Annotated in this window: 20 protein-coding genes; 11 read left to right on the forward strand and 9 right to left on the reverse strand. The window is 68.7% G+C overall.

Annotated elements, in window-relative coordinates; genetic code table 11:
• Nucleotides 1-14 precede the first annotated feature (14 nt).
• Entirely contained in the window at nt 15-899 is an 885-nt protein-coding gene (gene galU, locus QNO11_RS10415) for a UTP--glucose-1-phosphate uridylyltransferase GalU (protein WP_257508343.1), read from the reverse strand.
• Nucleotides 900-966: 67 nt separating this feature from the next.
• Between galU and QNO11_RS10420 the strand changes: the two genes are divergently transcribed.
• Genes QNO11_RS10420 through mscL form a run of 3 tightly spaced genes read left to right on the forward strand, consistent with a single transcriptional unit; the run spans nt 967 to nt 2,347 of the window.
• The gene (locus tag QNO11_RS10420; RefSeq protein WP_257508342.1) at nt 967-1,563 is read left to right on the forward strand and encodes a 5-formyltetrahydrofolate cyclo-ligase; all 597 of its coding nucleotides are present in this window, start codon (nt 967-969) and stop codon (nt 1,561-1,563) included.
• 19 nt (nt 1,564-1,582) lie between these two features.
• The gene (locus QNO11_RS10425) at nt 1,583-1,906 is read left to right on the forward strand and encodes an FmdB family zinc ribbon protein (protein ID WP_257508341.1); all 324 of its coding nucleotides are present in this window, start codon (nt 1,583-1,585) and stop codon (nt 1,904-1,906) included.
• Between the two features lie 33 nt (nt 1,907-1,939).
• Complete coding sequence (mscL, locus tag QNO11_RS10430) at nt 1,940-2,347, forward strand: large conductance mechanosensitive channel protein MscL (RefSeq protein ID WP_257508749.1); 408 nt, start codon at nt 1,940-1,942, stop codon at nt 2,345-2,347.
• Between the two features lie 196 nt (nt 2,348-2,543).
• On the opposite strand, the gene QNO11_RS10435 is transcribed toward mscL, so the two are convergent.
• The gene (locus QNO11_RS10435; protein ID WP_374113814.1) at nt 2,544-6,281 is read right to left on the reverse strand and encodes a DEAD/DEAH box helicase; all 3,738 of its coding nucleotides are present in this window, start codon (nt 6,279-6,281) and stop codon (nt 2,544-2,546) included.
• Between the two features lie 167 nt (nt 6,282-6,448).
• Here QNO11_RS10435 and QNO11_RS10440 point away from each other — a divergent pair, with 167 nt between their 5' ends.
• Nucleotides 6,449-6,958 carry a methylated-DNA--[protein]-cysteine S-methyltransferase gene (locus QNO11_RS10440; RefSeq protein WP_257508339.1) on the forward strand — a complete coding sequence of 170 codons (510 nt, stop codon included), beginning with the start codon at nt 6,449-6,451 and terminating at the stop codon, nt 6,956-6,958.
• 62 nt (nt 6,959-7,020) lie between these two features.
• Here the strand turns inward: QNO11_RS10440 and QNO11_RS10445 are convergent, their stop codons facing one another.
• Entirely contained in the window at nt 7,021-8,637 is a 1,617-nt protein-coding gene (locus QNO11_RS10445; RefSeq protein WP_257508338.1) for a monocarboxylic acid transporter, read from the reverse strand.
• Entirely contained in the window at nt 8,634-8,984 is a 351-nt protein-coding gene (locus QNO11_RS10450; protein WP_257508337.1) for a DUF485 domain-containing protein, read from the reverse strand. Before QNO11_RS10450 ends, QNO11_RS10445 begins: the two co-directional genes overlap by 4 nt.
• A 170-nt stretch (nt 8,985-9,154) precedes the next feature.
• Between QNO11_RS10450 and QNO11_RS10455 the strand changes: the two genes are divergently transcribed.
• The 4 genes from QNO11_RS10455 (at nt 9,155) to QNO11_RS10470 (ending at nt 11,867) form a co-directional block, all read left to right on the forward strand.
• Nucleotides 9,155-10,012 carry a LuxR C-terminal-related transcriptional regulator gene (locus tag QNO11_RS10455; RefSeq protein ID WP_257508336.1) on the forward strand — a complete coding sequence of 286 codons (858 nt, stop codon included), beginning with the start codon at nt 9,155-9,157 and terminating at the stop codon, nt 10,010-10,012.
• Nucleotides 10,013-10,081: 69 nt separating this feature from the next.
• The gene (locus tag QNO11_RS10460) at nt 10,082-10,432 is read left to right on the forward strand and encodes a histone-like nucleoid-structuring protein Lsr2 (protein ID WP_257508335.1); all 351 of its coding nucleotides are present in this window, start codon (nt 10,082-10,084) and stop codon (nt 10,430-10,432) included.
• Nucleotides 10,433-10,482: 50 nt separating this feature from the next.
• Nucleotides 10,483-11,190, forward strand: a complete 708-nt coding sequence (locus QNO11_RS10465) for an alpha/beta fold hydrolase (RefSeq protein WP_257508334.1) — start codon at nt 10,483-10,485, stop codon at nt 11,188-11,190.
• Nucleotides 11,187-11,867: an esterase/lipase family protein gene (locus tag QNO11_RS10470; protein ID WP_257508333.1), complete on the forward strand. Its 681-nt coding sequence runs from the start codon at nt 11,187-11,189 to the stop codon at nt 11,865-11,867. Before QNO11_RS10465 ends, QNO11_RS10470 begins: the two co-directional genes overlap by 4 nt.
• Before the next feature lie 31 nt (nt 11,868-11,898).
• On the opposite strand, the gene zapE is transcribed toward QNO11_RS10470, so the two are convergent.
• The gene (zapE, locus tag QNO11_RS10475) at nt 11,899-12,900 is read right to left on the reverse strand and encodes a cell division protein ZapE (protein WP_257508332.1); all 1,002 of its coding nucleotides are present in this window, start codon (nt 12,898-12,900) and stop codon (nt 11,899-11,901) included.
• Between the two features lie 40 nt (nt 12,901-12,940).
• Between zapE and QNO11_RS10480 the strand changes: the two genes are divergently transcribed.
• On the forward strand, nt 12,941-13,528 hold the full coding sequence (locus QNO11_RS10480) for a TetR/AcrR family transcriptional regulator (RefSeq protein ID WP_257508331.1): 588 nt from the start codon (nt 12,941-12,943) through the stop codon (nt 13,526-13,528).
• 183 nt (nt 13,529-13,711) lie between these two features.
• Entirely contained in the window at nt 13,712-15,067 is a 1,356-nt protein-coding gene (locus QNO11_RS10485; protein ID WP_257508330.1) for an HNH endonuclease signature motif containing protein, read from the forward strand.
• Here the strand turns inward: QNO11_RS10485 and QNO11_RS10490 are convergent.
• Genes QNO11_RS10490 through QNO11_RS10505 form a run of 4 tightly spaced genes read right to left on the reverse strand, consistent with a single transcriptional unit; the run spans nt 15,064 to nt 19,864 of the window.
• A complete protein-coding gene (locus QNO11_RS10490) occupies nt 15,064-16,722 on the reverse strand; it encodes a glycoside hydrolase family 13 protein (protein ID WP_257508329.1) in 1,659 nt (552 codons plus the stop codon). The two genes, QNO11_RS10485 and QNO11_RS10490, sit on opposite strands and share 4 nt — an antisense overlap.
• On the reverse strand, nt 16,719-17,639 hold the full coding sequence (locus QNO11_RS10495; protein ID WP_374113802.1) for a carbohydrate ABC transporter permease: 921 nt from the start codon (nt 17,637-17,639) through the stop codon (nt 16,719-16,721). Before QNO11_RS10495 ends, QNO11_RS10490 begins: the two co-directional genes overlap by 4 nt.
• The gene (locus tag QNO11_RS10500; protein ID WP_257508328.1) at nt 17,639-18,577 is read right to left on the reverse strand and encodes a carbohydrate ABC transporter permease; all 939 of its coding nucleotides are present in this window, start codon (nt 18,575-18,577) and stop codon (nt 17,639-17,641) included. Before QNO11_RS10500 ends, QNO11_RS10495 begins: the two co-directional genes overlap by 1 nt.
• A 27-nt stretch (nt 18,578-18,604) precedes the next feature.
• Complete coding sequence (locus tag QNO11_RS10505; protein WP_257508327.1) at nt 18,605-19,864, reverse strand: ABC transporter substrate-binding protein; 1,260 nt, start codon at nt 19,862-19,864, stop codon at nt 18,605-18,607.
• 74 nt (nt 19,865-19,938) lie between these two features.
• Here QNO11_RS10505 and QNO11_RS10510 point away from each other — a divergent pair, with 74 nt between their 5' ends.
• Nucleotides 19,939-21,027 carry a LacI family DNA-binding transcriptional regulator gene (locus QNO11_RS10510; RefSeq protein ID WP_257508326.1) on the forward strand — a complete coding sequence of 363 codons (1,089 nt, stop codon included), beginning with the start codon at nt 19,939-19,941 and terminating at the stop codon, nt 21,025-21,027.
• Nucleotides 21,028-21,125: the final 98 nt, after the last annotated feature.

The following is a 21,125-nucleotide window of genomic DNA, read 5'->3' on the forward strand; positions in this document are numbered from 1 at the left end:
CCCTCGGCGCGGCGTCAGAGCGTCGCCGCGAAGTCCTTCAGCCAGGGACGCAGCTCCGGACCGAGGTCGTCCCGGTCGCTGGCCAGCTGCACGATGGCCTTGATGTAGTCCACTCTATCGCCGGTGTCGTAGCGACGCCCGCGGAAGACGACGCCGCGCACACCGGGGCCGTTGGGGTCGGCGGCCAGCTCCTGCAGCGCGTCGGTCAGCTGGATCTCCCCGCCCTTGCCCGGCTCGGTGCGCTCGAGGATGTCGAACACGTTCGGGGCCAGCACGTAGCGGCCGATGACGGCGTAGTTCGAGGGCGCGTCTTCGGCCTGGGGCTTTTCCACCAGACCGGTCACGCGCACGATGTCGTCCTGGTCGGTCGGCTCGACCGCGGCGACGCCGTACATGTGGATGTGGGAGGGCTCGACCTCCATGAGCGCCACGATGGCCGCTCCGGTGCGCTCGTGCTCTTCCATCATGATCGTCAGCAACGGGTCGCGCTCGTCGATCAGGTCATCGCCCAGCAGCACCGCGAACGGGTGATCGCCCACGTGACGGCGGGCCCGCAGCACGGCGTGCCCCAGTCCCTTCGGGTCGCCCTGGCGCACCATGTGGATGTCGGCGAGGTCGGTGGAGTGCACGACCTTCGACAGCTTGTCGGTGTCGCCCTTGGCGCGCAGGCGCTCTTCGAGCTCCGGCATCTGGTCGAAGTGGTTGGCGATGTTGTTCTTGTTGCGCCCGATGATGATCAGGACGTCCTGGATGCCGGCCTGTGTGGCCTCTTCCACGACGTACTGGATCGCCGGCTTGTCGACGACAGGCAGCATCTCCTTCGGCATCGCCTTGGTGGCGGGCAGGAACCGGGTACCGAGTCCGGCCGCGGGAATGACAGCTTTAAAGGGCAAAGACATGCCGTTCAGTGTATCCGGGACGCGGCGCGCGACGCGGTGCGCAACCACGCGACCTAGAATCAACAGCATGTCCGACGACATCGATGACGCCAAACGTGCGCTGCGTGCAGAGTTGCGCGAGCGTCGTCAGCAGCTGACCGACAAAGCACGTGCCACCGCAGAAGAAGGTGTGACGCAGCAGCTCGACGCGCTCGTGGCCCGCACCGGCGTGAGATCGCTGTCCTGCTTCCTCTCGACGCCTACCGAGCCTGGTACGCGTGCCTTCGTCAACGCGGCGGTCGAACGCGGCATCCGGGTGCTGCTGCCGGTCACCCGCGTGGACGGTCTGCTGGACTGGGCCGTGGCCACCCTCGACGGCGACATCACCGACGGCATGTTCGGCCTGCCCGAACCGGTCGGCGAACTGCTCGGTCCGATCGCCGTCAACGACGTCGATCTGCTCGTCATCCCCGCCGCCGCCGTCGACCGCAGCGGCATGCGGCTGGGCTGGGGGCGCGGCTACTTCGACAAGACCCTCGGTTCGATGGAACGCTGCCCGCCGGTGTACGCCGTCATCTACGACTCGGAACTCATCGACGAGGTCCCCCGCGATGTGCACGATCAGCCGGTCAGCGGCGTCGTCACCCCCACTCAGACCATCGTCCTGTCACACGACCGGCACTGACCCACCCGAGGGAATCACCATGCCCACCTACGCGTATGCCTGCAAGCAGTGCGGCCACCGCTTCGACGCCGTCCAGTCCTTCGCCGAACCCTCCCTCACCGAATGCCCCGAGTGCGGCGGCGCCCTGCGCAAGGAGTACGGCCAGATCGGCGTGACCTTCAACGGATCAGGCTTCTACCGCACCGATTCCCGCGCCGATTCCGCGAAGAGCGGCGGCGCGAAGAAGGACGGCGGCGCCAAGAAGGATGCCGGCTCGTCCAGCACCCCCGGTTCCACATCGACGTCTTCTCCCGCATCATCGTCTGCAGGGGCATCCGCCTCGCCCGCTCCGTCGGGATCCTGACCGGCCATGGCCGGCAAGACGAAGGGAGTCCTCTTGATCAAGGGCTTCAAAGATTTCATCATGCGCGGCAACGTCATCGACCTGGCCGTCGCGGTGGTCATCGGCAGTGCGTTCACCACGGTCGTCAACTCGATCGTCTCCAGCATCATCGATCCGATCGTCGCGCTGTTCTATCAGGAGAGCGCGACAGGCGAGATCGGACCGACTTTCTTCGGCATCTACGGCCAAGAGGTGACGTTCCCCCTGGGGGATCTCATCAGCGCGATCATCAGCTTCTTCGCCGTGGCCCTCGTGGTCTACTTCGTGTTCGTCGTCCCGATGAACCGGTGGAAGGAACGTCAGGCCCGCAAGGCCGGCGTCGTCGAGGAGGCGGAGAAGATGCCCACCGAGCAGGACCTGCTCATGCAGATCCGCGACCTGCTCGAGAAGCAGCGCACGTAGGCGCTGCACTCAATAGTGCGGCGGAACGTCTCGCCGCAATTGCTCGTCATTCGGCCCGGATGCCGCTTTCTCACCCGGTAAGGGCGAGGCGGTGTCCGGGTCGTTTTCGTCTGCCGTCACCGGTTCGACGTCCGTCCCCGGCGCCGGCGTGAGCTTGGCCCGGCGTGCGCCTGGCACCCGCTGGATGCGTTGCCGATCAGTCGATGACATCGATCGGCTGCGTCGTGGTGTCTGCGGTGGGCGTCTCGGGCTGCACGCCCAGGATGCCGGCCACGCGCGCGGCGACACCTGCCGGATCGCTGTACAGATCGAAGGCGTGCACGCGCACGTAGTGCCAGCCGAGGCGGCGCAGGATCAGCGGTCGCAGCCGCAGCGCCTCGCGCAGCGACTCGCCGGTGGCCTCGGGGTCGCTCTCGGCGACCACCGCCTTGCCGCGGTACTGCGCCACCAGCGGCAGCAGGCCCCGGTAGTCGACGTCGACCGCGACGCCCAGGCGGCGCAGCTCGCGGGCGAGGGCGAGGGTGAGCGGGTCGGCCAGATCCTCCAGCCGGGCCTCCCGCGATCGCGCGGCGATGCCGCCGAGGATCGACATGAGGGTGGACGCGCCGTACTCCAGGCGCCCGTCGTCGAAAGCAGAGGGGCGGATCGAGGAGACGATCACCATCGACCGGCGCGCGCGGGTCATGCCCACCGTCAGCAGCCGTTCGCCGTCGGGGGTGGACAGGTCGCCGAAGTCGCTGAGCACGCGGCCGTGCCGGGTCAGTCCGAAGCCGAGCGAGAAGATCACGCGGTCGCGGCTTTCGGCGACCGACTCTTCCAGCGTGAGTACGGCGAAGGGCTCCGCGGTGTCACGGGAGAGGAAGTCGGCCACGTCCGACCGCCCGGCGAATGCGCGTTCCACGGCGGCGCGCACGCGTTCGGCGTGCCGTGCGCTGGCGGTGACGACCATGAGCGATTCGGAGCCGCGGTTCACAGCGTGCTCGACCACGAGGGTCACCACGCGGGCGACCTCGGCGTCGGGGCTCTCGACCGCACCGGTGACGGGGTCGGGTGCACCGACGCCGCCCTCGACGTAGTCCACGCCCAGGCTGCCGCGGCCGAGGTAGGACCCCGCCCACGGCAGGGAGATGATCTCGCCGCCGTAGAAGGCGTCGTTGACGAGCTCGGCGAGGTCTTCGCCGCCGGCGCGGTAGCTGCGGGTGAGCGTCTCCACCGGCAGGATCTCGGCGAGGCGCTCGAACACGCTCGGCTCGTCGGTGTCCACGGCTGGTTCGTCGTCTTCCACGGTGCCCGGCAGCGCCGCCGACACGCGGAACGGCGTCGGCTTCTGCGTGACCGGGTCGCCCAGCAGCACGACCTGCTGGCCGCGGCGCAGGGCCGGTGCCGCCTCGGCAAGGCTGAGCGCGGCGGCATCCGCCACGATCACGACGTCGAATTCGGGGTGGTCGGGGATCTGCGGCACCTCGTACGGCGACGCCAGCCACACCGGGGCGAGCGTGCGCATGAGCGTGGGCGCATAGGCGGAGAGCTCCTCCGCACTGGCGGACCCCTCCCGCAGCGCCTGCTTGAGCGAGGCGGCTTCGACCGGCTCGTCGACGATCGCGATCTTCCAGCGGGTTGCCAGTTGTGCGGCAAGCAACGGGCCGGAAGCCGCGGCGTGGGCCTCGTCGACCAGGCGGAAGTCCCGCTCCAGACGGTCGACCACGGTGGTGTTCGCGCCGAGCAGCGCACGGTCGCTGCGCAGCAGATACTCGAGCGCCGACTGCCACCAGGCGAACTCGAGCTCGGCGCCGACCTGGTCTTCGGGGACGTGCCGCACCGACAGGTCGGCCAGCAGTGGTTCCAGCCCCAGCTCGGCCAGGCGGGTGCGCAGCGTGGCGCGCTCGACGAGGTTGTCGAACACGTCGGACTTGGCGGCGAGGCTCGCGAGCGTGCGCAGCAGTTGCGGGATCGGCAGCTGGGCCAGCGAGTCGGTCGCGCGGCGACCGAGCACGGCGTCGAGTTGAGCGAGGTCGGCGTCCACGCGCTGCCACGCGGTGTACACGTCGGCCAGGCCCAGCGGGACCTCCGGGAGCGTCCCCGGCTCGACGTAGCGCTGCCACTCGGCGCGCTGCTGCTGTACGCGCAGAAGGCCGGCGTGCATGTCGGTGACGTGCATGCCGGGGCGCACGTATTCGCGGGCGAGGTTCTTCAAGCGCCGGCGGTTCGCACCGGTCATGTTGGGCGCATCGCGCCGCGGCCCGTGGGCCTGGATGAGCTCGCCCAGGGGACGTTCGAACACCGTCAGGCTGAACCGGTCGAGCGAGTCGCGCATCCCCTGCAGCAGGCGCAGGTGCCCGCCCAGTTCCGCGATCGTCTGGAACGGCCGCATCCGCGTCTGCCCGATCAGCTCGTAGCCGCGCGAGAGCAGCCCGGGTACGTCGGTGCGCTGCAGGCGGGAGGCCAGGGCGTGCGTGGCGCGGGCGTCTTCGGTCGTGGCGAAGCTCACGCCGTACCAGGGCGAATCGTCGGGGCCGAAGCGGAACTCGCCCAGCCGTGCGGCCGACGAGAGCATGGTCGCCGCCTCGGCGCGCCGCGTCGACAGCCGCACCAGCGTGGTGAGGTCCAGCCGGGCGGTGGTCGAGGGCTGCGGCGTCCGTGCCGCGAGGGTGGTCAGGGTGCGCAGCGCCTCCAGCGGCGAGACGCCGATGGTGGGATGCCGCGTGGTCAGTGCGCCGCGATAGTCGCGCAGCACGCTGCGCAGCCGCACCAGCGCGTCGTCGATGTCGGCGACCTTGGGCTGCTCGGCCTTCTCGTTGCGGGCGATGGCGCGCACGAGGTCGCGGTGCAGCTGGCGGGGCGAGACGGCGAGGCCGGGCAGGCCGATGCCGGCCAGCCGATGCCGCACGCCCTCGAGGGTGGAGCGGCGGGCGCTGACGACAAGTACGCGCTTGCCCTCCTGCACGAGGGTGCCGATGGCGTTGATGACGGTCTGGGTGCCGCCGGTGCCGGGGAGCGTATGCACGGCGAGCGAGTGTCCGGCGGCGATGCGGGCCAGCACGCCCTCCTGCTCGGCATCGGCGTCCAGCAGCAACGTGTCGGCGGCGGGGGGCCGCTCGTCGGCATTGTGCGTCTTCGGCAGCGGGCGAGCCGCCGTCAGGCGCTCGCGGTCGGCAGGGTGACCGGCCAGGGCATTGAGCACCGGGTGGTCCAGATGCGCGGCATCCGACTCCATCGCCGAGCCGACGTCGGCGAAGGTCGACACGACGAGCCTCGGCTGCACGGTGAAGGTGGGGATGCGCGCGGTCAGCGCGCGCAGGTGGTCGATGACCGGCTGCGGCTTGAACACGCCGCCGTCGTAGGCGAGGGCGGCCAGCGCACGGCCGTCGACCTCGATGCCGAAGTGGGTCCGCGCGGCGCGCACCAGTTCGGGGTTGATGGTGAACGAACCGTGCAGCTTGAGTTCGAAGTCGGAGTGATGGCGGCGGATGGCCAGCGGCCGCAGCAGCACTGGTGCGTTGCAGACAAGTCCGCCCAGTCGCCAGGTCGCCAGTCCCACGGCGAGGTTGACGGTGTCCAGTCCCCGCGCGGTGCGCAGTTCCACGTCGCGGGCGGTGATCCGCTCGGCGGCCAGGCGCGCTCCCCGCAGGGCCACCTCGTCGCGGAACAGGTTGGACAGCAGCGTCGAGCGCCCGGTGATGAACTGCGGCAGGCTGCCGGGGTGCGCCTTGGTGATCTCGATGCCGGCGTCGCCGGCGTCGGCGTAGTGCAGCAGGCTCGAACGCCCGCCCAGACCCGCGGACTGCTGGCGCAGCCGCACGCGCTCGGACTCGGCGACGTGCGTCACGACGACTCCGGGCTCGGCAAGCCCGAGGTCGCTCGGCGACACGGTCGCCTGTTCCGCCTCAGCGGTGCCGACCGTCGTAATACCCTCTCCGCGCCACACACGAGCCAGACTAGGTGGCGCACGCCAGGTATGCCGGACGCGGGCCCGAGTTTCGCGGTATTGCCAAACACGCCGCGCCATCGGCGCTTCCTGCACAGGCCCGTGTCGCTGGTGCCTCTCCCCCGATCGGCCGGTCGTCCCCGACGGCGGTCGCAGCGACGGGCCAGGATGGGCAGATGACCTCGACAGTGTTCTCGGTGCACCCGACACCGATCGGCCAGGCCCTCGTCGTGGTGAGCGATGAGGGCCTGGTCGCCCTGCAAATCCTCGACGGTCCGCACGACGACGCGCTGGCCGAACTCACCGCCGCGCTGCACGGCGTGCCCGAGCACGATCCGGATGCCACGACGCCTGTCACCGGTCAGATCGACGAGTACTTCGCCGGCCGGCGCCGCGAGTTCGACATCGCGCTGGACTGGCAACTGGTGCGGGGCTTCGTCCGTGAGGCGCTGCAGGCGGTGTGCGAGATCCCCTACGGCCAGACGGCGTCGTACGGCGAGGTCGCGATCGCGACCGGTCATGTCCGTGCGCATCGGGCGGTGGGCAGCGCATGCGCCCGCACCCCGATATCGATCGTCGTCCCCGCCCACCGCGTCGTGCGCGCCGACGGGTCGATCGGCGAGTACGGCGGTCACCCGGAGCTCAAACGCTTCCTGCTCGATCTGGAAGCCGCGGCGGGCGAGTAGGCCGCCCGCGCCGACAACGGCCCCGGGCACTGTGCCCGGGGCCGTTGTCGGGACGTGACGCGTCAGTGGTGGGTTGCCTTCTCGGCACCGAAGCCGGTGAGCGAACGCACCTCCATCTCCGCGGCAAGCCGCGGGTCTTCCTTGCGGCGCGAGGTGACCGTGCCGAGCCAGCCCAGGAAGAACCCGAGCGGGATCGAGACGATGCCCGGGTTGTTCAGCGGCCAGATGGCCGGGCCGGTGCCCTTGAACACACTCGTCTCGGTGCCCCAGAACACCGGCGAGAGCACGATGAGGATGACGGCTGCCGCCAGTCCCCCGTACATGCTCCACACCGCGCCGCGGGTGTTGAACTTGCGCCAGAACAGCGAGTAGAGGATGGTCGGCAGGTTCGCCGAGGCGGCCACCGCGAACGCCAGCGCCACGAGGAACGCGACGTTCTGCCCCTGCACGCCGATGCCGCCCAGGATGGACAGCACGCCGATGACGACCACTGTGCGCCGCGCGACCTTGACCTCGCCGTCCGGCGGCACCTCGCCCTTCTTGACGACGTTCGCGTAGATGTCGTGTGCGAAGGATGCCGCCGCCGTGATCGTCAGGCCCGCCACGACCGCGAGGATCGTCGCGAACGCCACTGCCGAGATGAACCCCAGCAGCACAGGGCCGCCGAGGGCGAACGCCAGCAGCGGGGCGGCCGAGTTGACTCCACCCGGCGCCGCCGCGATCGTCTCCGGTCCCACCAGCGCCCCGGCACCGTAGCCGAGAACCAGCGTGAGCAGGTAGAACAGGCCGATCAGCCAGATCGCCCACACCACGGAGCGACGCGCCTCCTTGGCGGTCGGCACCGTGTAGAAGCGCATCAGCACGTGCGGCAGGCCCGCCGTACCCAGCACCAGCGCGATCGCGAGAGAGATGAAGTCCCACGGGTTGGCGCCGTACTGCAGCCCCGGCCCGAGGATGTCCTCGCCCGCCGGCGACGCCGCCACGGCCGATTCCAGGAGCGTGTTGAGGCTGAAGCCGTGAATGGCAAGCACCCAGATCGTCATGACCAGCGCCCCGCCGATCAGGAGGAACGCCTTCACGATCTGCACCCAGGTGGTGCCCTTCATGCCGCCGACCAGCACGTAGACGATCATCAGCACGCCGACGACCGCCACGACGATGGACTGCCCGATGGGCTCGTCGATGCCCAGCAGCAGCGAGACGAGCCCGCCGGCACCGGCCATCTGCGCCAGCAGATAGAAGAAGCACACCGCGAGCGTCGTGAGCGCGGCGGCCATGCGCACCGGGGCCTGCTTCAGCCGGAACGACAGCACGTCGGCCATCGTGAACTTTCCGGTGTTGCGCATGAGCTCCGCCACCAGCAGCAGAGCCACCAGCCACGCCACGAGGAACCCGATGGAGTAGAGGAATCCGTCGTACCCGTTGATCGCGATGGCGCCGCAGATGCCGAGGAACGACGCTGCCGACAGGTAGTCGCCGGAGATCGCGAAGCCGTTCTGCGGGCCGGTGAACGAGCGCCCGGCGGCGTAGTAATCCGCCGCGGTCTTGTTGTTGCGGCTGGCCCTGATGACGATGAACAGGGTCACCGCGACGAAGGCCCCGAAGATCGAGATGTTCAGGATGGGGTTGCTCTCCACCGTCTCGACGGCGGCGTCGATGGCACCGAAAATCTCGTTCATGCCGATGCCTCCCGGCTCTCGAGCTCGTCACGGATCGCCTCGGACTGCGGGTCGAGCTTGCGGTTGGCGTACCAGACGTAGGTCATCGTGATTGCGAAAGTGGTGACGAACTGGCCGAGGCCGAACAGCAGGCCGACGGTGATGTCACCCCAGACCCGCTGGCTCATGAATTCCGTCGCGAACGACGACAGCAACACGTACACGAAATACCAGACGAGAAAGGCGACGGCCAGCGGAAACACGAAGCTGCGATGGCTGCGCTTGAGTGCGCGGAATTGCGGCGAGTCTTCCACCGCGATGTAGTCGATCACGCCCGGCGGGGCTGATTCGTGGGGTCGTGCGGTCATCTGTGCGGCCTCCTTGCCACTCGTGCTGTCCGCTCGGGCACCGCCACTTTGCGGCGCCCATTGCGAGGGTGAGCACGCTGCCGAAACCCCGAAACCACCGCCCGGCTGCGTGATATCGTCGACGCTACGAAGGCGGCGACGAGGCCGTCACCCCCGGAAGTAGGTAGTGCGTGACGGCACCGACCGAAATCGAAAGCGACGATCAGCTCCTTGCGCGCGCCGTCGCAGACCTGTCCCGGCGCACGCGGTTCCCCGTGGTGTTCGCCGGTCTCGAGCATTCCGGCGCTGTCCATGTCAGTGCCATCGCGGGTGCTCGCACCCGCAGCATCGAAGGCCTCGTGGTGCAGGCCAACCGCGGTTTGGGGGGTGCCTCGTTCGTCGAGGGCCGTCCGCGGCTGGCGCTGGATTACCGCACGAGTCGCAGCATCACGCACGATTACGACCGCGCGATCCTCGGGGAAGGCATCTCGACGCTCCTCGCCGTCCCGGTGATGGTGGCGGGGCGGGCACGCGGGGTGTTCTACTGCGGGTCCTGGCACCGCTCCCCCGTGGGCGATGTGGTGTCGCGTCCGGCGTTCGCGGCCGCGGAGTCGCTCGCGACCGAACTGCGCGTGCGCGACGAGGTCCGCCGCCGCCTGGCACTGGCGCCGCCGACCCAGCCGATCGCCACGCTTCCCACCGCAGCTCGGGAGGAGTTGCGAGAGAGCTACGCCGAACTGCGCAGCATCGCCGCCGCCGTGCAGGACAGCAGCATCCGCGACCGCCTGGCACAGCTGGAGAAACGGCTCGCCGCCCTCTCGGCATCCGGGGGCGCGGCCACCCAAAAGGCCGACACCAGCCTGTCCCGCCGCGAGGTCGATGTGCTCGCGTGCTGTGCGCTCGGCTCCACCAATGCCGAAATCGCCCACGCGCTCGGGTTGAAAGAGGGGACCGTAAAGTCCTATCTCGCTTCGGCGATGTCGAAATTGGATGCCTCGACCCGCCACGCAGCCGTTTTACGGGCCCGTCGTGTCGGTATTTTACCTTGATATCCCGCTGATCCCCGCTTGCAACGAGCCCACTGTCGCGACCGCGTCTTGGCAAGTAATGTGTCCCGCATGGCACGCAGAATTGTTCACCAGCTCGTCGACGACCTCGACGGGACCGAACTCGAAGCCGGATCCGGGGAGACAGTGTTGTTTTCCCTAGACGGCATCGCTTACGAAATCGATCTCACGGACGACAACGCGCAGGCGCTGCGCGATGCGTTCGCTCCCTATGTGTCCGCTGCCCGCCGCGTTTCGGGCCGCTCCACTTCCTCGTCGGGTTCCACCGCACGCCGCCGTCGTCGCACGGGTCAGCACGATTATGGCCCGGTGCGCGAATGGGCCAAGGCCAACGGCTACACCGTTTCCGAGCGCGGGCGGGTACCCGCTGCAGTGCTCGAGGCGTACGAAGCCGCGAACTGAGCCGCCCTGCGCGGGCGCGGCCGACCGGCCGCGGTCCGCTTCACTTCCGCGTGCTCGGCGACGACCAGCACGCCACGAATCGCCTTCCCGTGGTCCTCGTCCACGGCGTCGGGATGTCGCACCGGTCGCTGTCGCGGCTGCATGACGAATTGGCCGCAGATTCACGCGTATTCTCCGTGGATCTCCCCGGCTTCGCGGGGCTACCCAAACCCGGCGACGTGGACATCGAAGCGATGGCCGCGGCGCTGGGCGATGTGATCGCCGCGCTGGACATCGGTCCGGCGATCCTCGTGGGCCATTCGATGGGCGCGCAGTGGGTGGTCGAGGTCGCGCGGCAGCGTCCCGAACTCGCGGCGCACGTCGTGGTCATCGGCCCCGTCGCCGACGACCGTCACCGCACCCTGCCGGCGCAGATGCGCGCCCTCGCGCTGGACACGCTCGGGGAGACCCCGAACACCAACGCGATCGTGTTCACCGATTACATCCGCTGCGGCATCCCGTGGTACCTCACCCAGGTGCGCCACATGCTGGCCTATCCCATCGACAAGCGCGTCGCCGATCTGACCGCGCCGCTGCTGGTCATCCGCGGCGAGCACGACCCGGTGGCGGGGATGCGTTGGTGTCGCCGGCTGCGTGACAGCGCGGCGGCGGGCGCGCTCGCCATCATCCCCGGCCGGCATCACGTGGCCCCGCACACCGCACCGAAGGCCGTGGCGGCGGCGATCCGCGCGCACACCGATCCGAGGCCCACGGCGTGATCGACGCGCTGAAGGCCGCCGTGTGGTGGATGCGTGACTACGCGTATGCGGGGCTGTGGCAGGCCCGCGCCACGTTCAACCGCACCGACCCCGACACGTTCCTCTCCGGCGACCGCGTTCCCGTGGTGGTGCTGCCCGGCATCTATGAGACGTGGAAGTTCATGCAGCCGCTCGTGGCGGCGATTCACCGACGCGGCCACCCGGTGCACGTACTCGACGCGCTGCGCCGCAACGAGCGCCCCGTCGTGGAGATGGCCGAGCAGGTCACCGCGTATCTCGAGGAGCACGACCTCTCCGACGTCCTGATCGTCGCCCACAGCAAGGGCGGACTGGTGGGCAAGCAGGTGATGATCGGACCCGCGGGCGCGCGAGTGCGCGGCATGCTCGCCGTCGCGACGCCCTTCGGCGGCTCCCGCTACGCGCGGCTCCTGCCGTCGTCGACGCTGCGCATCTTCTCCCCCGCCGATGCCACGATCGTGGCGCTGGCAGGTCAAGCCGCGGTGAACTCGCGGATCGTGTCGGTCTACGGCCGGTTCGACCCGCACATCCCCGAGGGCAGCGAGCTGCCCGGCGCCAGGAACGTGCGACTCGAGACCGGCGGCCACTTCCGCATCCTCGCCCACCGCCGCGTGCTCGCTGAGTTCACGCTGCTGGCGGCTCGGACGCGCCAGGTGTAGTTCCTCAGCCCGTTGCGAACAGGCAAGTGGGTCATGAAACCGTGAGGGTTGAGAGCCTGCTGACGGTGCGGTGCGCGTCGCGGGGTGGTTCCGCTGCCAGGAGTAGGCGTTGTGGTTCGCCCGCGGCGTGGACGTGGAGGGGGATGTCGCGGTCGTAGAGAACATCAATGAGGTTCGCGAACCGGGCGAGCGTATCGCGGGTGATGGAGGCGAGGTCGGGCACCGATGTGAGGGCGATGGAACGGAAACGCTCGGCGAGCCAGAGGTATTGCGCGACTCCGAGGGGCTGCGCGCAGAGGTCATCGAACGTGAACTCGGCGCGATTGCCGTCGATGCGTTGGGCTCTGATGGAATGACCTGCTGCGTTGAGCAGTGTGGGGGCCGCGCGGGTCTGGGCGTCTGGTCTCAGGCGCCACGCCCCTGCTCCGAAACCGTGGCTCGTGTGGGCTCGGGCCTGTCGGTAGTCCTCTCCGTCGCCGAGGTGTACGACGTCGAATTCGGCGCGGATGAGGTCTATCGCAGGCAGGAATCGGTCGTGGAACAACGGGTTCGGCATGAGCGCGGAGGGCTCATAGTTCGATGTGGCAAGGAGGAGGATGCCGTCATCTAGCAGGCTCTTGAGTGTGGCGGTGAGATAGACGCCGTCGGCGACATCGTGGACGTGGAACTCGTCGAAGAAGACCGCTCGAGCGTTCCCGATGAGTCCGCGGAGAGATCGGTCGAGCGGCTCGCGCTGCCGGATGATCTGCTCTTGGAGCGCGCGGAAGAAGTCGTGGAAGTGGAACCGCCGCTTTCGGTCTGTCGGGATGGCGGCGAAGTAGGCCTCGCTGATGAGGCTCTTGCCCCTCCCGACGTCGCCCCAGATGTAGAAGCCGTGACGAGGCGGGGCACTGAGCGCGTCGATCGCTGCGGTCTGCTGACGATCGAAGACGAGCCCGCTGGCCTCGAGCGCTGAATGGAAGGGACCCACTGCGGCGCCAGCGAGACGATGCGGAGTGGCCGCGGTCACGCGACCAGCGGGAAGTCTGAGCACGCGCGTTACTCTACATCCATAGAGTAACTGAGGAGTCACCATGGCCAGACCCGGCGATCGCCGCCCATTGATCACCGCCCACGCGATCTCCGTCCTCGCAGCCGGAGGCGCCCGCGCATTGACACATCAGGCCGTCGACCGGTCCGCGGGTCTACCGGCCGGATCGACGTCGTACTACTTCCGCTCTCGCCGCGAACTGATCGCCGCGGCGATCGAGGGCATCCGGGCGCGCTCGAACGCTGCCTTCACTGAGGCTTCGCTGCCCGCGACGATCACTCCGCAGGACGCGGCGGACTTCATGGAAGGGCAGCTCTTGTCGCTGGCGGGTCGTCGCCGTGACGATGCGCTGGCGGTGTTCGCCCTGCTGCCCGAGGTGCAAGGTGACTGGGAGCTTCGCGCGCATCTGTCGAGTTCGTTGTTCTCGCGCGAGCTCGCAACCGATCTGATCGCCGCTTTGGGCGGGGGTAACGCCCACGACGCGTCTCTGGACCTGATCGACTTCCTCACCGGGCTGCTCTTCGGGTTGCTGTTCGGGCAACGACGAGAATCGGGCGACGCACCCTCAATTGCAGACACGCTCTGTCGATTCCTGATGAGCACGACCGACATGCCGTCGAGATCCTCATGACTCACGCGAACGCGCCGCTCACGCCCGAGGGCCGCATTCTTCCTGAGTTATGGTCCGACCGGCGGGCCGATGATCGGGTGCCGTTTCCTCCCCAGGCGGGGATGTGGTGAGTTATCCACAACCCCAGGTCAGGCATTGTTTCGGCGCCCTTCAATGTCGGAGGGGGTCGGCAGAATCGGGGGTATGAACACCTCCCCGACCACCACCGCCCGGACGGCAGTGCTGTCGCATGAGCAGGTGATCTCCGGGCTGGAGGAGGTGCGGCGGCGTCGGGCGCAGGCGGATGCCGACGAGGTGTGGTTCCTGTCGCAGGCGGAGGCGGTCGCCGAGGCGGAGACCGCCCGCATCCCGACCAGTGACGGTCGGGAGCGGGAGATGCCATTGCGGGGAATGGCGGCGGAAGTCGGCGCGGTGCTGCGCCGCTCGGACCACGGCATGCGCGACCGGATGCACGACGCCACCGTGCTCGTGGACGAGTTCGCTGCCACGTTCACTGCGCTTCGGGAGGATCGCATCGACCGAGTCCACGTCCGGATCATCCAGGACGCCGGCGCCCGCATCACCGACCCCGACGCGCGGGCCCGGTTCGAGCAAGCGGCGCTGGTGGTGTGCGAGAAGGACACCCCGGGACGGGCGAAGCCACTCGTGCTGATGCTGGCGCAGCGACTGAACCCGGTGCCGCTGGAGGAGCGGCACAAGGAGGCCGCGGCGGGCCGGCGGGTGTGGGTGCGGGACCTGGACGATGGGATGGCCGAGCTGGCCGCGCTGCTGCCGGCGGAGCTGGTCTACGCGATGCGGGACCGGCTGAACCAGCACGCCCGCCAGATCGCGGACGCCCACCGCGCCGCAGTCAAAGCCGCTGCCGCAGCGGAGACCGAAGCCAAAGCCGAAGCGATCGCCGCGGATGTGATCGCGACCGATACGCGCACGATGGATCAGATCCGCGCCGACGTCCTCACCGACCTGCTGCTCACCGGGCACGCCACCGCACCCGAGGCGACCGGGGCGATCCCGGAGGGCACGGCGATCGTCGCCCAAGTCCAGGTCGTCATTCCCGCCAACACGCTCATCGGGATCGGCGACGAGCCCGCCGAGCTGGTCGGATACGGGCCCATCAGCCCCGACACCGCCCGACGCCTCGCCGCGACCGCGGACGTGTGGGAACGACTGTTCACCTCCCCGACCAGCGGGGCCGTGGAGCAGGTGCTCACCTACCGGCCGACCCGGGAGATGCGCAGACACCTCGACGCCCGCGACGAGCACTGCCGGTTCCTGGGGTGTCGAAGACCCGCCCGCCAGTGCGACCTCGACCACACCCACGACGCCGCGCTGGGTGGGCCGACCTGCCTCACCAATCTCGCAAACCTGTGCCCGGGTCGACATCACCCGGTCAAGCACGGCACCGCGTGGAGCGTGGTGCAGAAAGCCCACGGCATCCTGGAATGGACCAGCCCCACCGGCCGGGTCTACACCGACATCCCCCGACGGGTGCTGGAGTTCATGGCCCTCGCCGCCATCGAAGAACCCGCACCGTTCTAATCGCCCGACGCCGGAGCGAGCCACACGGTGGTGTCCGGCGGCACGACGCCCAAGATGTTCAGTCCGCTCGTGACCGCCATCTCGATGCGGTCCAGGTCGTACGGGTCGGTTCCGAAGTTGGTGACGACCTCCCACCCGCCGCCGCGGCGGTACCGCAGCACGTCGGGGTCGCCGGTGTCGACCCACTCGAACACCGCCGTCTCGGCGAACCGTCGACGCAAGGCCAGCGCGCGGCGGAACAGCCGCAGGGTCGAGCCGACCGACTCCTCCTGCGCGGCAACGGAGTACTCGGCGAACCACGCCGGCTGCGGCAGGTGCGCGCGGCCGGCCCCGAAGCCGAACGAGGGCCCCTCCGGCGACCACGGCAGCGGCACGCGGCATCCGTCCCGCCCCGGATCCTGCCCGCCACTGCGGGAGAACGTCGGGTCCTGCCGGTCCGCCGCGGCCAGGTCGCCGACCTCCGGCAGGCCCAGCTCCTCGCCCTGGTACAGATACGCCGAACCCGGCAGACCGAGCATGAACAGCGCCGCCGCCCGCGCCCGCTGCAGTCCCGCCACCCGGTCCACTGCGCCGGCCGATCCGCCATCGCGCAGCCACTGCACCCCGTGCTTGATCGCGGGGTGGCCGTCGGCCTTGCGGGGTGGATGCGGCAACCCGTACCGCGTCGCCGGGCGGACGACGTCGTGATTGGACAGCACCCACGTGCTCGAGGATCCGGATGCCGCGGCCAGCGCGAGGTTCTCGGTCACGACGCGGCGGAACTGCGCAGCGTCGAAGTCCGCCTCCAGCAGGTCGAAGTTGAACGCCTGCCCGAGACTCTCCGGCCGGGCGTACAGCGGCACGCGGGAGCTGTCGACCCACGCTTCGGCGACCGCGGTACGAGGCGGGTCGTACTCGTCGAAGACGTGACGCCACTCGGCGTAGATGTCGTGCACATCATCGCGATCGAACAGCGGATGCTGGCCGTCCACCGGGATGAGTGCGAGCTCATCGCGACTGGGCAGGGGCTCGGTCAGGTCCTTGGTCAGCATGTGCGCGACGTCGATGCGGAACCCGTCGACACCGCGGTCGGCCCAGAACCGCAGAGTGCGCACGAAGTCCGCCCGCACGTCGGCCCGATCCCAGTTGAGATCGGGCTGCTCGACGGCGAACGTGTGCAGGTACCACTGGCCGTCGCCGGCCGGTGCCCAAGCTGGCCCACCGAACATCGACACCCAGTCCGTCGGCGGCTCGGCGCCCTGCGGCCCGGCGCCGTCGCGGAAGATGTACCGCTCCCGCGCGTCCGAGCCTCGTCCGGCGGCGAGCGCCTCCTGGAACCAGGGATGACGGTCGGAGGTGTGGTTGGGCACGATGTCGACGACCACGCGGATGCCGCGCTCGTGCAGCGCCGCGATGAGCTCGTCCATGTCCTCGAGCGTCCCCAGCCGCGGGTCGACGTTGCGGTAGTCGGCCACGTCATACCCGCCGTCCGCGAGGGGCGACGGGTAGAACGGGCTCAGCCAGACCGCGTCGATCCCCAGGCCCGCGAGGTAGTCGACGCGGGAGAGGATGCCGCGCAGATCGCCGATGCCGTCCCCGTCGGAGTCGGCGAAGCTGCGCGGATAGACCTGGTAGACGACGGCGTGCCGCCACCAGTCTCGTTCGGAGGCCGTCACCCCTTCACAGCACCCTGCGTCACACCCTCCACGACCCACCGCTGCGTGAACAGGTACACGATGATCGCGGGGGCCATCGCCATCAGATACGACGCGAACGACACGTTGTAGTTGTTGCTGAACTGCGTCTGGAAGATGTTCTGCACCACCGGCAGGGTCTGCGCGCCCGGGTCGGAGATGATCAGCGACGGCATCATGAAGTCATTCCACGACGCGAGGAACGCGAAGATGCCGACCGTCGCGCTCATCGGCGCCAGCAGCGGGAAGATCAGCTGCCAGAACGTCTGCCACGTGGAGGCGCCGTCGATGCGGGCGCTCTCTTCGAGCTCGGCGGGGATCGACCGCAGGAACGCCGTGAACAGCAGGATGCTGAAACTCAGCTGGAACATGATGTGCAGGATCGTCACCCCCGCGGGGTTGTCCAGCCCGGTCAGTCCGGTCAGCTGGATCTGCGGCAGCGCGACGACGGGGAACGGCAGGAACATCGCCGCGAGCAGGTAGTAGAAGGAGTAGCGGAAGAACTTGCGGTCCCAGTTGCGCGAGATGGCGAACGAGGCCCATGCCGCCAGCAGCACCGTCCCCGCCACGCTGAACGCCGTCACCAGCACCGAGATCATGAACGCCCGGGGGAAGTCCGTCAGCTCCCACGCGGTGACGAAGCCGTCGATGCTGAACGGCGCCGGTAGCGAGAACGCATTGCCGTCGACGGCTTGCGACTGCGTCTTGAACGCCATCGACACCGTGACGTACAGCGGGATGAGCACCGTGACGGCGCAGAGCATGAGGATGATGGTGCCCGGCCAGTTGACCCGCTCCATCCGGAAGCGGGCCGCGGGGCGCTTGCGCGGCGCATCGCCGTCGAGCACCCGCTCGGCATTGACGTCTTCGACGGTGAGGGCGATTTGCGTGGAGGACATCAGAACACGTTCCTTCCGCGAGTGAGGCGCAACTGCAGCAGCGAGAGCACGAGGGCGATGATGAAGAACAGCGTCGCGTTGGCCATCTGGTAGGCGTAGTCGCCGCCGGTGAACCCGGTGAAGATCGTCATCGCGATGCTGCGGGTGGCCGTTCCAGGTCCGCCGTTGGTGAGACCGACGATGATGTCGTAGACGTTCAGGAAGTTCTTGAAGCCGAGGATCACGTTGATGACGACGTACCCCGCGACCAGCGGCAGCGTGATGCGCCACAGTTGCTGGCGCTTCCCGGCGCCGTCGATGTCGGCCGCTTCGTACACCTCCGCCGGAATCGACAGCAGCCCGGCGATGTAGATGAGCAGCGTGCCGGGGATCGCCTGCCATGAGGCCACGATGACGATCGCGACCCAGGCGAGATCCGGGTTCGCGAGGATGCTCTGACTGAGCCAGCCGATCCCCCACGCCTCCCCGAGCGCGGTGACGGAGTTGGAGAAGAGGAAGTTGAAGACGTAGGCGATGATGATGCCGGAGATCACCATCGGGATGACGAAGATCGCCCGCAGTCCGGTCTTGAACCGGATGCGGGACGTCAACCCCACCGCGAGGAGGAACGCCACGACGTTCACGACGATCACCGTCACGATCGCGAAGAAGAACGTGAACAGGTAGCTCTGCAGGATCGCCGGGTCGCTGAACACCGCGATGTAGTTGATCAGTCCGATGAACTCCCAGTCACCGAAGCCGATCGAGTTGGTGAAGCTGAAGAAGATGCCGATGACCGCGGGCAGCGTGATCGCCAGCGTGAACAGGATGAGCGTGGGCAGCAGGAAGAGGTAGTAGACGCCCTCGACCTTTCGCCTCGTCCGTGGCGCGGCGACCGCACCCCGTTGCGTCTGCTTCGCCGCCACGGGCACCGGGGCAGCTGCCGGAATCGTTGCCATGATCGTGTCGTCCCTTCTGGGATCGGGCTACTGGCGCAGCGCCAGTCGTGCCCAGTCCGCGTCCATGACTCGCAGCGTCCGTTCGACGTCCGAGCCGGTCACGATGCCCTGCATGTAGTTGTCGGTGGGGATGGTCAGCGGAATCGCCTTGGAGGGACCCTGATAGAAGCGGGCGGAGTCGTAGTACTCCTTCATGCCGATGATCCGTTCGTCCTCCACCGGCGCCGCGTCCGTCGTGGTGCCGTAGCCCAGGAACGCGGCGTTGTACTCGTCCATCACGTCCTTCTGGAAGAGGTAGCTCAGGAAGTCCCGCGCCTCCTCCTTGTGCTCGGATGCCTCCGGGATCCATGCCGCGAGGTCGATGTTGACCCGCACCCGCAGGTCGTCCGGGTCGTCCGTCATCGGCAGCGGGAACGTGCCCAGCTGCATGTCGTCGTTGGTCTTGGCGATCTCGCCGAACGCCCACGGCCCCTGCAGGTACATCGCCGCCTCACCCTGCGCGAAGGCCAGGTTGCCGTCGCCGTATGCGCGACTGGCGGCATCCGGGTTGACGTAGTTCTCGGTGAGCTCGGTCATCCGCTCCACCGGGTCCACCAGGGTCGTCTGGAACGCCACGTCGGAGTCGGGGCCCACTTCGGTGCCGATCTCGTTCATCTGATCGAAGAAGTCGGCCACATCGACCGATCCGCCCACCGTGTAGTCGAACCAGCCCTGCCCGACGGTCCACGGGTCCTTGAACGTGGCGTAGAACGGCGTGATGCCGGCGGCGAGCAGTTCGTCGCACACCGCCTGCAGCTCGTCCCACGTCTGCGGCACCTCGAGCCCCTGCTGCTCGAAGATCTCCTGGTTGTAGATGACGGATGCCGCCATCACCGAATACGGCAGCACGCTGGTGCGCCCGGGGTATGTGGCGTACTGGTCGACGAGGTCCTGCACCTCGGGGAGGATGCGCTCGGCCTCCGGCATGTCGCTGAGGTCACTCAAGGCGCCCCGCTCCATGAAGCGCGCCATCTCCATGTTGTAGTTGAGCAGGCCGAGGTCGGGCGGGTTGCCGCGCAGGAATCCCGCCTGCAGGTTGGACGAGGTGTCGAAGACCACCCGCACGTCGTCCTGCGAGGCGTTGTACTCCGAGATCAACTCCCGGAAGTACGGGATCGCCTCGGGCTTGCTGAGGTGGAATCGCACCTCCGCCGGTCCGCTGCCCCCCGCGCAGGCGGCGAGAGTGGCGGCCACGGCGACGGTGGCAGTCGCGGCGACCGCACGCAGGCGGCCCCTTCGTGAACGCATCGAATCAGACATTCATCGTCCTCCCGCCGGCATCGTTGCTTGGCGTTTCTTCGCGCTTAGGAAGCGTTTTCGACATGGAAGCACAGAGGTCCGCCGAGGTCAACGGACCCGCACGCAACCGCTTCCGTCCCACTATCCTGTGGCGCATGGATGTGCCGCAGCCGGTCGTGAACATGGCCGACGTCGCGCAGCGCGCGGGCGTCGGGATGGCCACGGTGTCCCGTGCGCTCAGCGGCGCCTACGGCGTATCGGATACGACCAGGCGGCGCATCCGCGACATCGCCGAGGAGATGGGGTACGTCGTGCACCCCGAGGCATCCCGCCTCGCGCGCGGCGGGACCGGGCGGGTGGCGGTGCTCCTCCCCCACGCCTCGCGGTGGTTCTTCGGTGCCGTCATCGAGGGAATCGAGCGGGAGCTGCGACGCGCCGACGTGGACGTGCTGCTCTACCAGGTGCCGGATGCCGACGGGCGACACGGTTTCTTCCGCGACCTGCCGACCCGACGAAAAGTGGATGCCGTCATCGTCGTCGGCATGCCGGTGGACGACGACGAGCGGCGAGCGCTCGAGGCACTGCAAGTACAGGTCGTCTCGGTCAGCGGGCAGCTGACCACTTTCCCATTCGTCCGCATCGACGACATCGAGGCATCGCGTCAGGCGGCCGCCCACCTGCTGTCCCTCGGGCACCGGCGGATCGCGATGATCGAGGCGGTGCCGCCGTCGATCCCGGAGTGGTTCATCGACATCGGCCGCTCCGACGGCTTCCGCGCGACGCTGGCCGCCGCCGGCGCACCGCTGGACCCCGCACTGACCGTGCGCATCCCCTGGGACATCGAGGCTGCGGCCCTCGCGATGGGCGGCCTGCTGAGCCTGCCCGAGCCGCCCACCGCGGTGTTCGCCCACTCCGACGAGCTCGCGTTGGCCGCCATTCGCACAATCCGCCGCGCCGGGTTGCGTGTCCCCGAGGACATCTCCGTCATCGGCATCGACGACCATCCGCTCGCCGCCCTCACCGACCTGACCACGATCGCCCAACCGGCTGCCCACCAGGGTGCCACCGCAGCCCGCATGACCCTCGCCCTCCTCGCCGGCGAGCCGGTGGATCGGGCGGTGACGGTGCCGACCATGCTTGTTCCCCGCCGCAGCACCGCTGCGCCGAAGTGACGATGTCCGGGGCCGCAAGCAGGCGGGTGCGCGAAGTGCAACCCCTGCGAACACCCAGACAGAGTGAGGTAAAACCCTTAGAAGGAGATACGTACCGA

Origin of the sequence: Microbacterium sp. zg-B96 (genome assembly GCF_030246865.1) — a bacterium.
Classification (GTDB): Bacteria; Actinomycetota; Actinomycetes; order Actinomycetales; family Microbacteriaceae; genus Microbacterium.

Coding starts and splice junctions, on each gene's coding strand:
- galU (WP_257508343.1), bottom strand. CDS start 899: ATGTCTTTGCCCTTTAAAGCTGTCATTCCCGCGGCCGGACTCGGTACC.
- QNO11_RS10425 (WP_257508341.1), top strand. CDS start 1,583: ATGCCCACCTACGCGTATGCCTGCAAGCAGTGCGGCCACCGCTTCGAC.
- QNO11_RS10485 (WP_257508330.1), top strand. CDS start 13,712: ATGAACACCTCCCCGACCACCACCGCCCGGACGGCAGTGCTGTCGCAT.
- QNO11_RS10460 (WP_257508335.1), top strand. CDS start 10,082: ATGGCACGCAGAATTGTTCACCAGCTCGTCGACGACCTCGACGGGACC.
- QNO11_RS10500 (WP_257508328.1), bottom strand. CDS start 18,577: ATGGCAACGATTCCGGCAGCTGCCCCGGTGCCCGTGGCGGCGAAGCAG.
- QNO11_RS10440 (WP_257508339.1), top strand. CDS start 6,449: ATGACCTCGACAGTGTTCTCGGTGCACCCGACACCGATCGGCCAGGCC.
- QNO11_RS10505 (WP_257508327.1), bottom strand. CDS start 19,864: ATGCGTTCACGAAGGGGCCGCCTGCGTGCGGTCGCCGCGACTGCCACC.
- QNO11_RS10495 (WP_374113802.1), bottom strand. CDS start 17,639: ATGTCCTCCACGCAAATCGCCCTCACCGTCGAAGACGTCAATGCCGAG.
- QNO11_RS10420 (WP_257508342.1), top strand. CDS start 967: ATGTCCGACGACATCGATGACGCCAAACGTGCGCTGCGTGCAGAGTTG.
- QNO11_RS10450 (WP_257508337.1), bottom strand. CDS start 8,984: ATGACCGCACGACCCCACGAATCAGCCCCGCCGGGCGTGATCGACTAC.
- QNO11_RS10510 (WP_257508326.1), top strand. CDS start 19,939: ATGGAAGCACAGAGGTCCGCCGAGGTCAACGGACCCGCACGCAACCGC.
- QNO11_RS10445 (WP_257508338.1), bottom strand. CDS start 8,637: ATGAACGAGATTTTCGGTGCCATCGACGCCGCCGTCGAGACGGTGGAG.
- QNO11_RS10480 (WP_257508331.1), top strand. CDS start 12,941: ATGGCCAGACCCGGCGATCGCCGCCCATTGATCACCGCCCACGCGATC.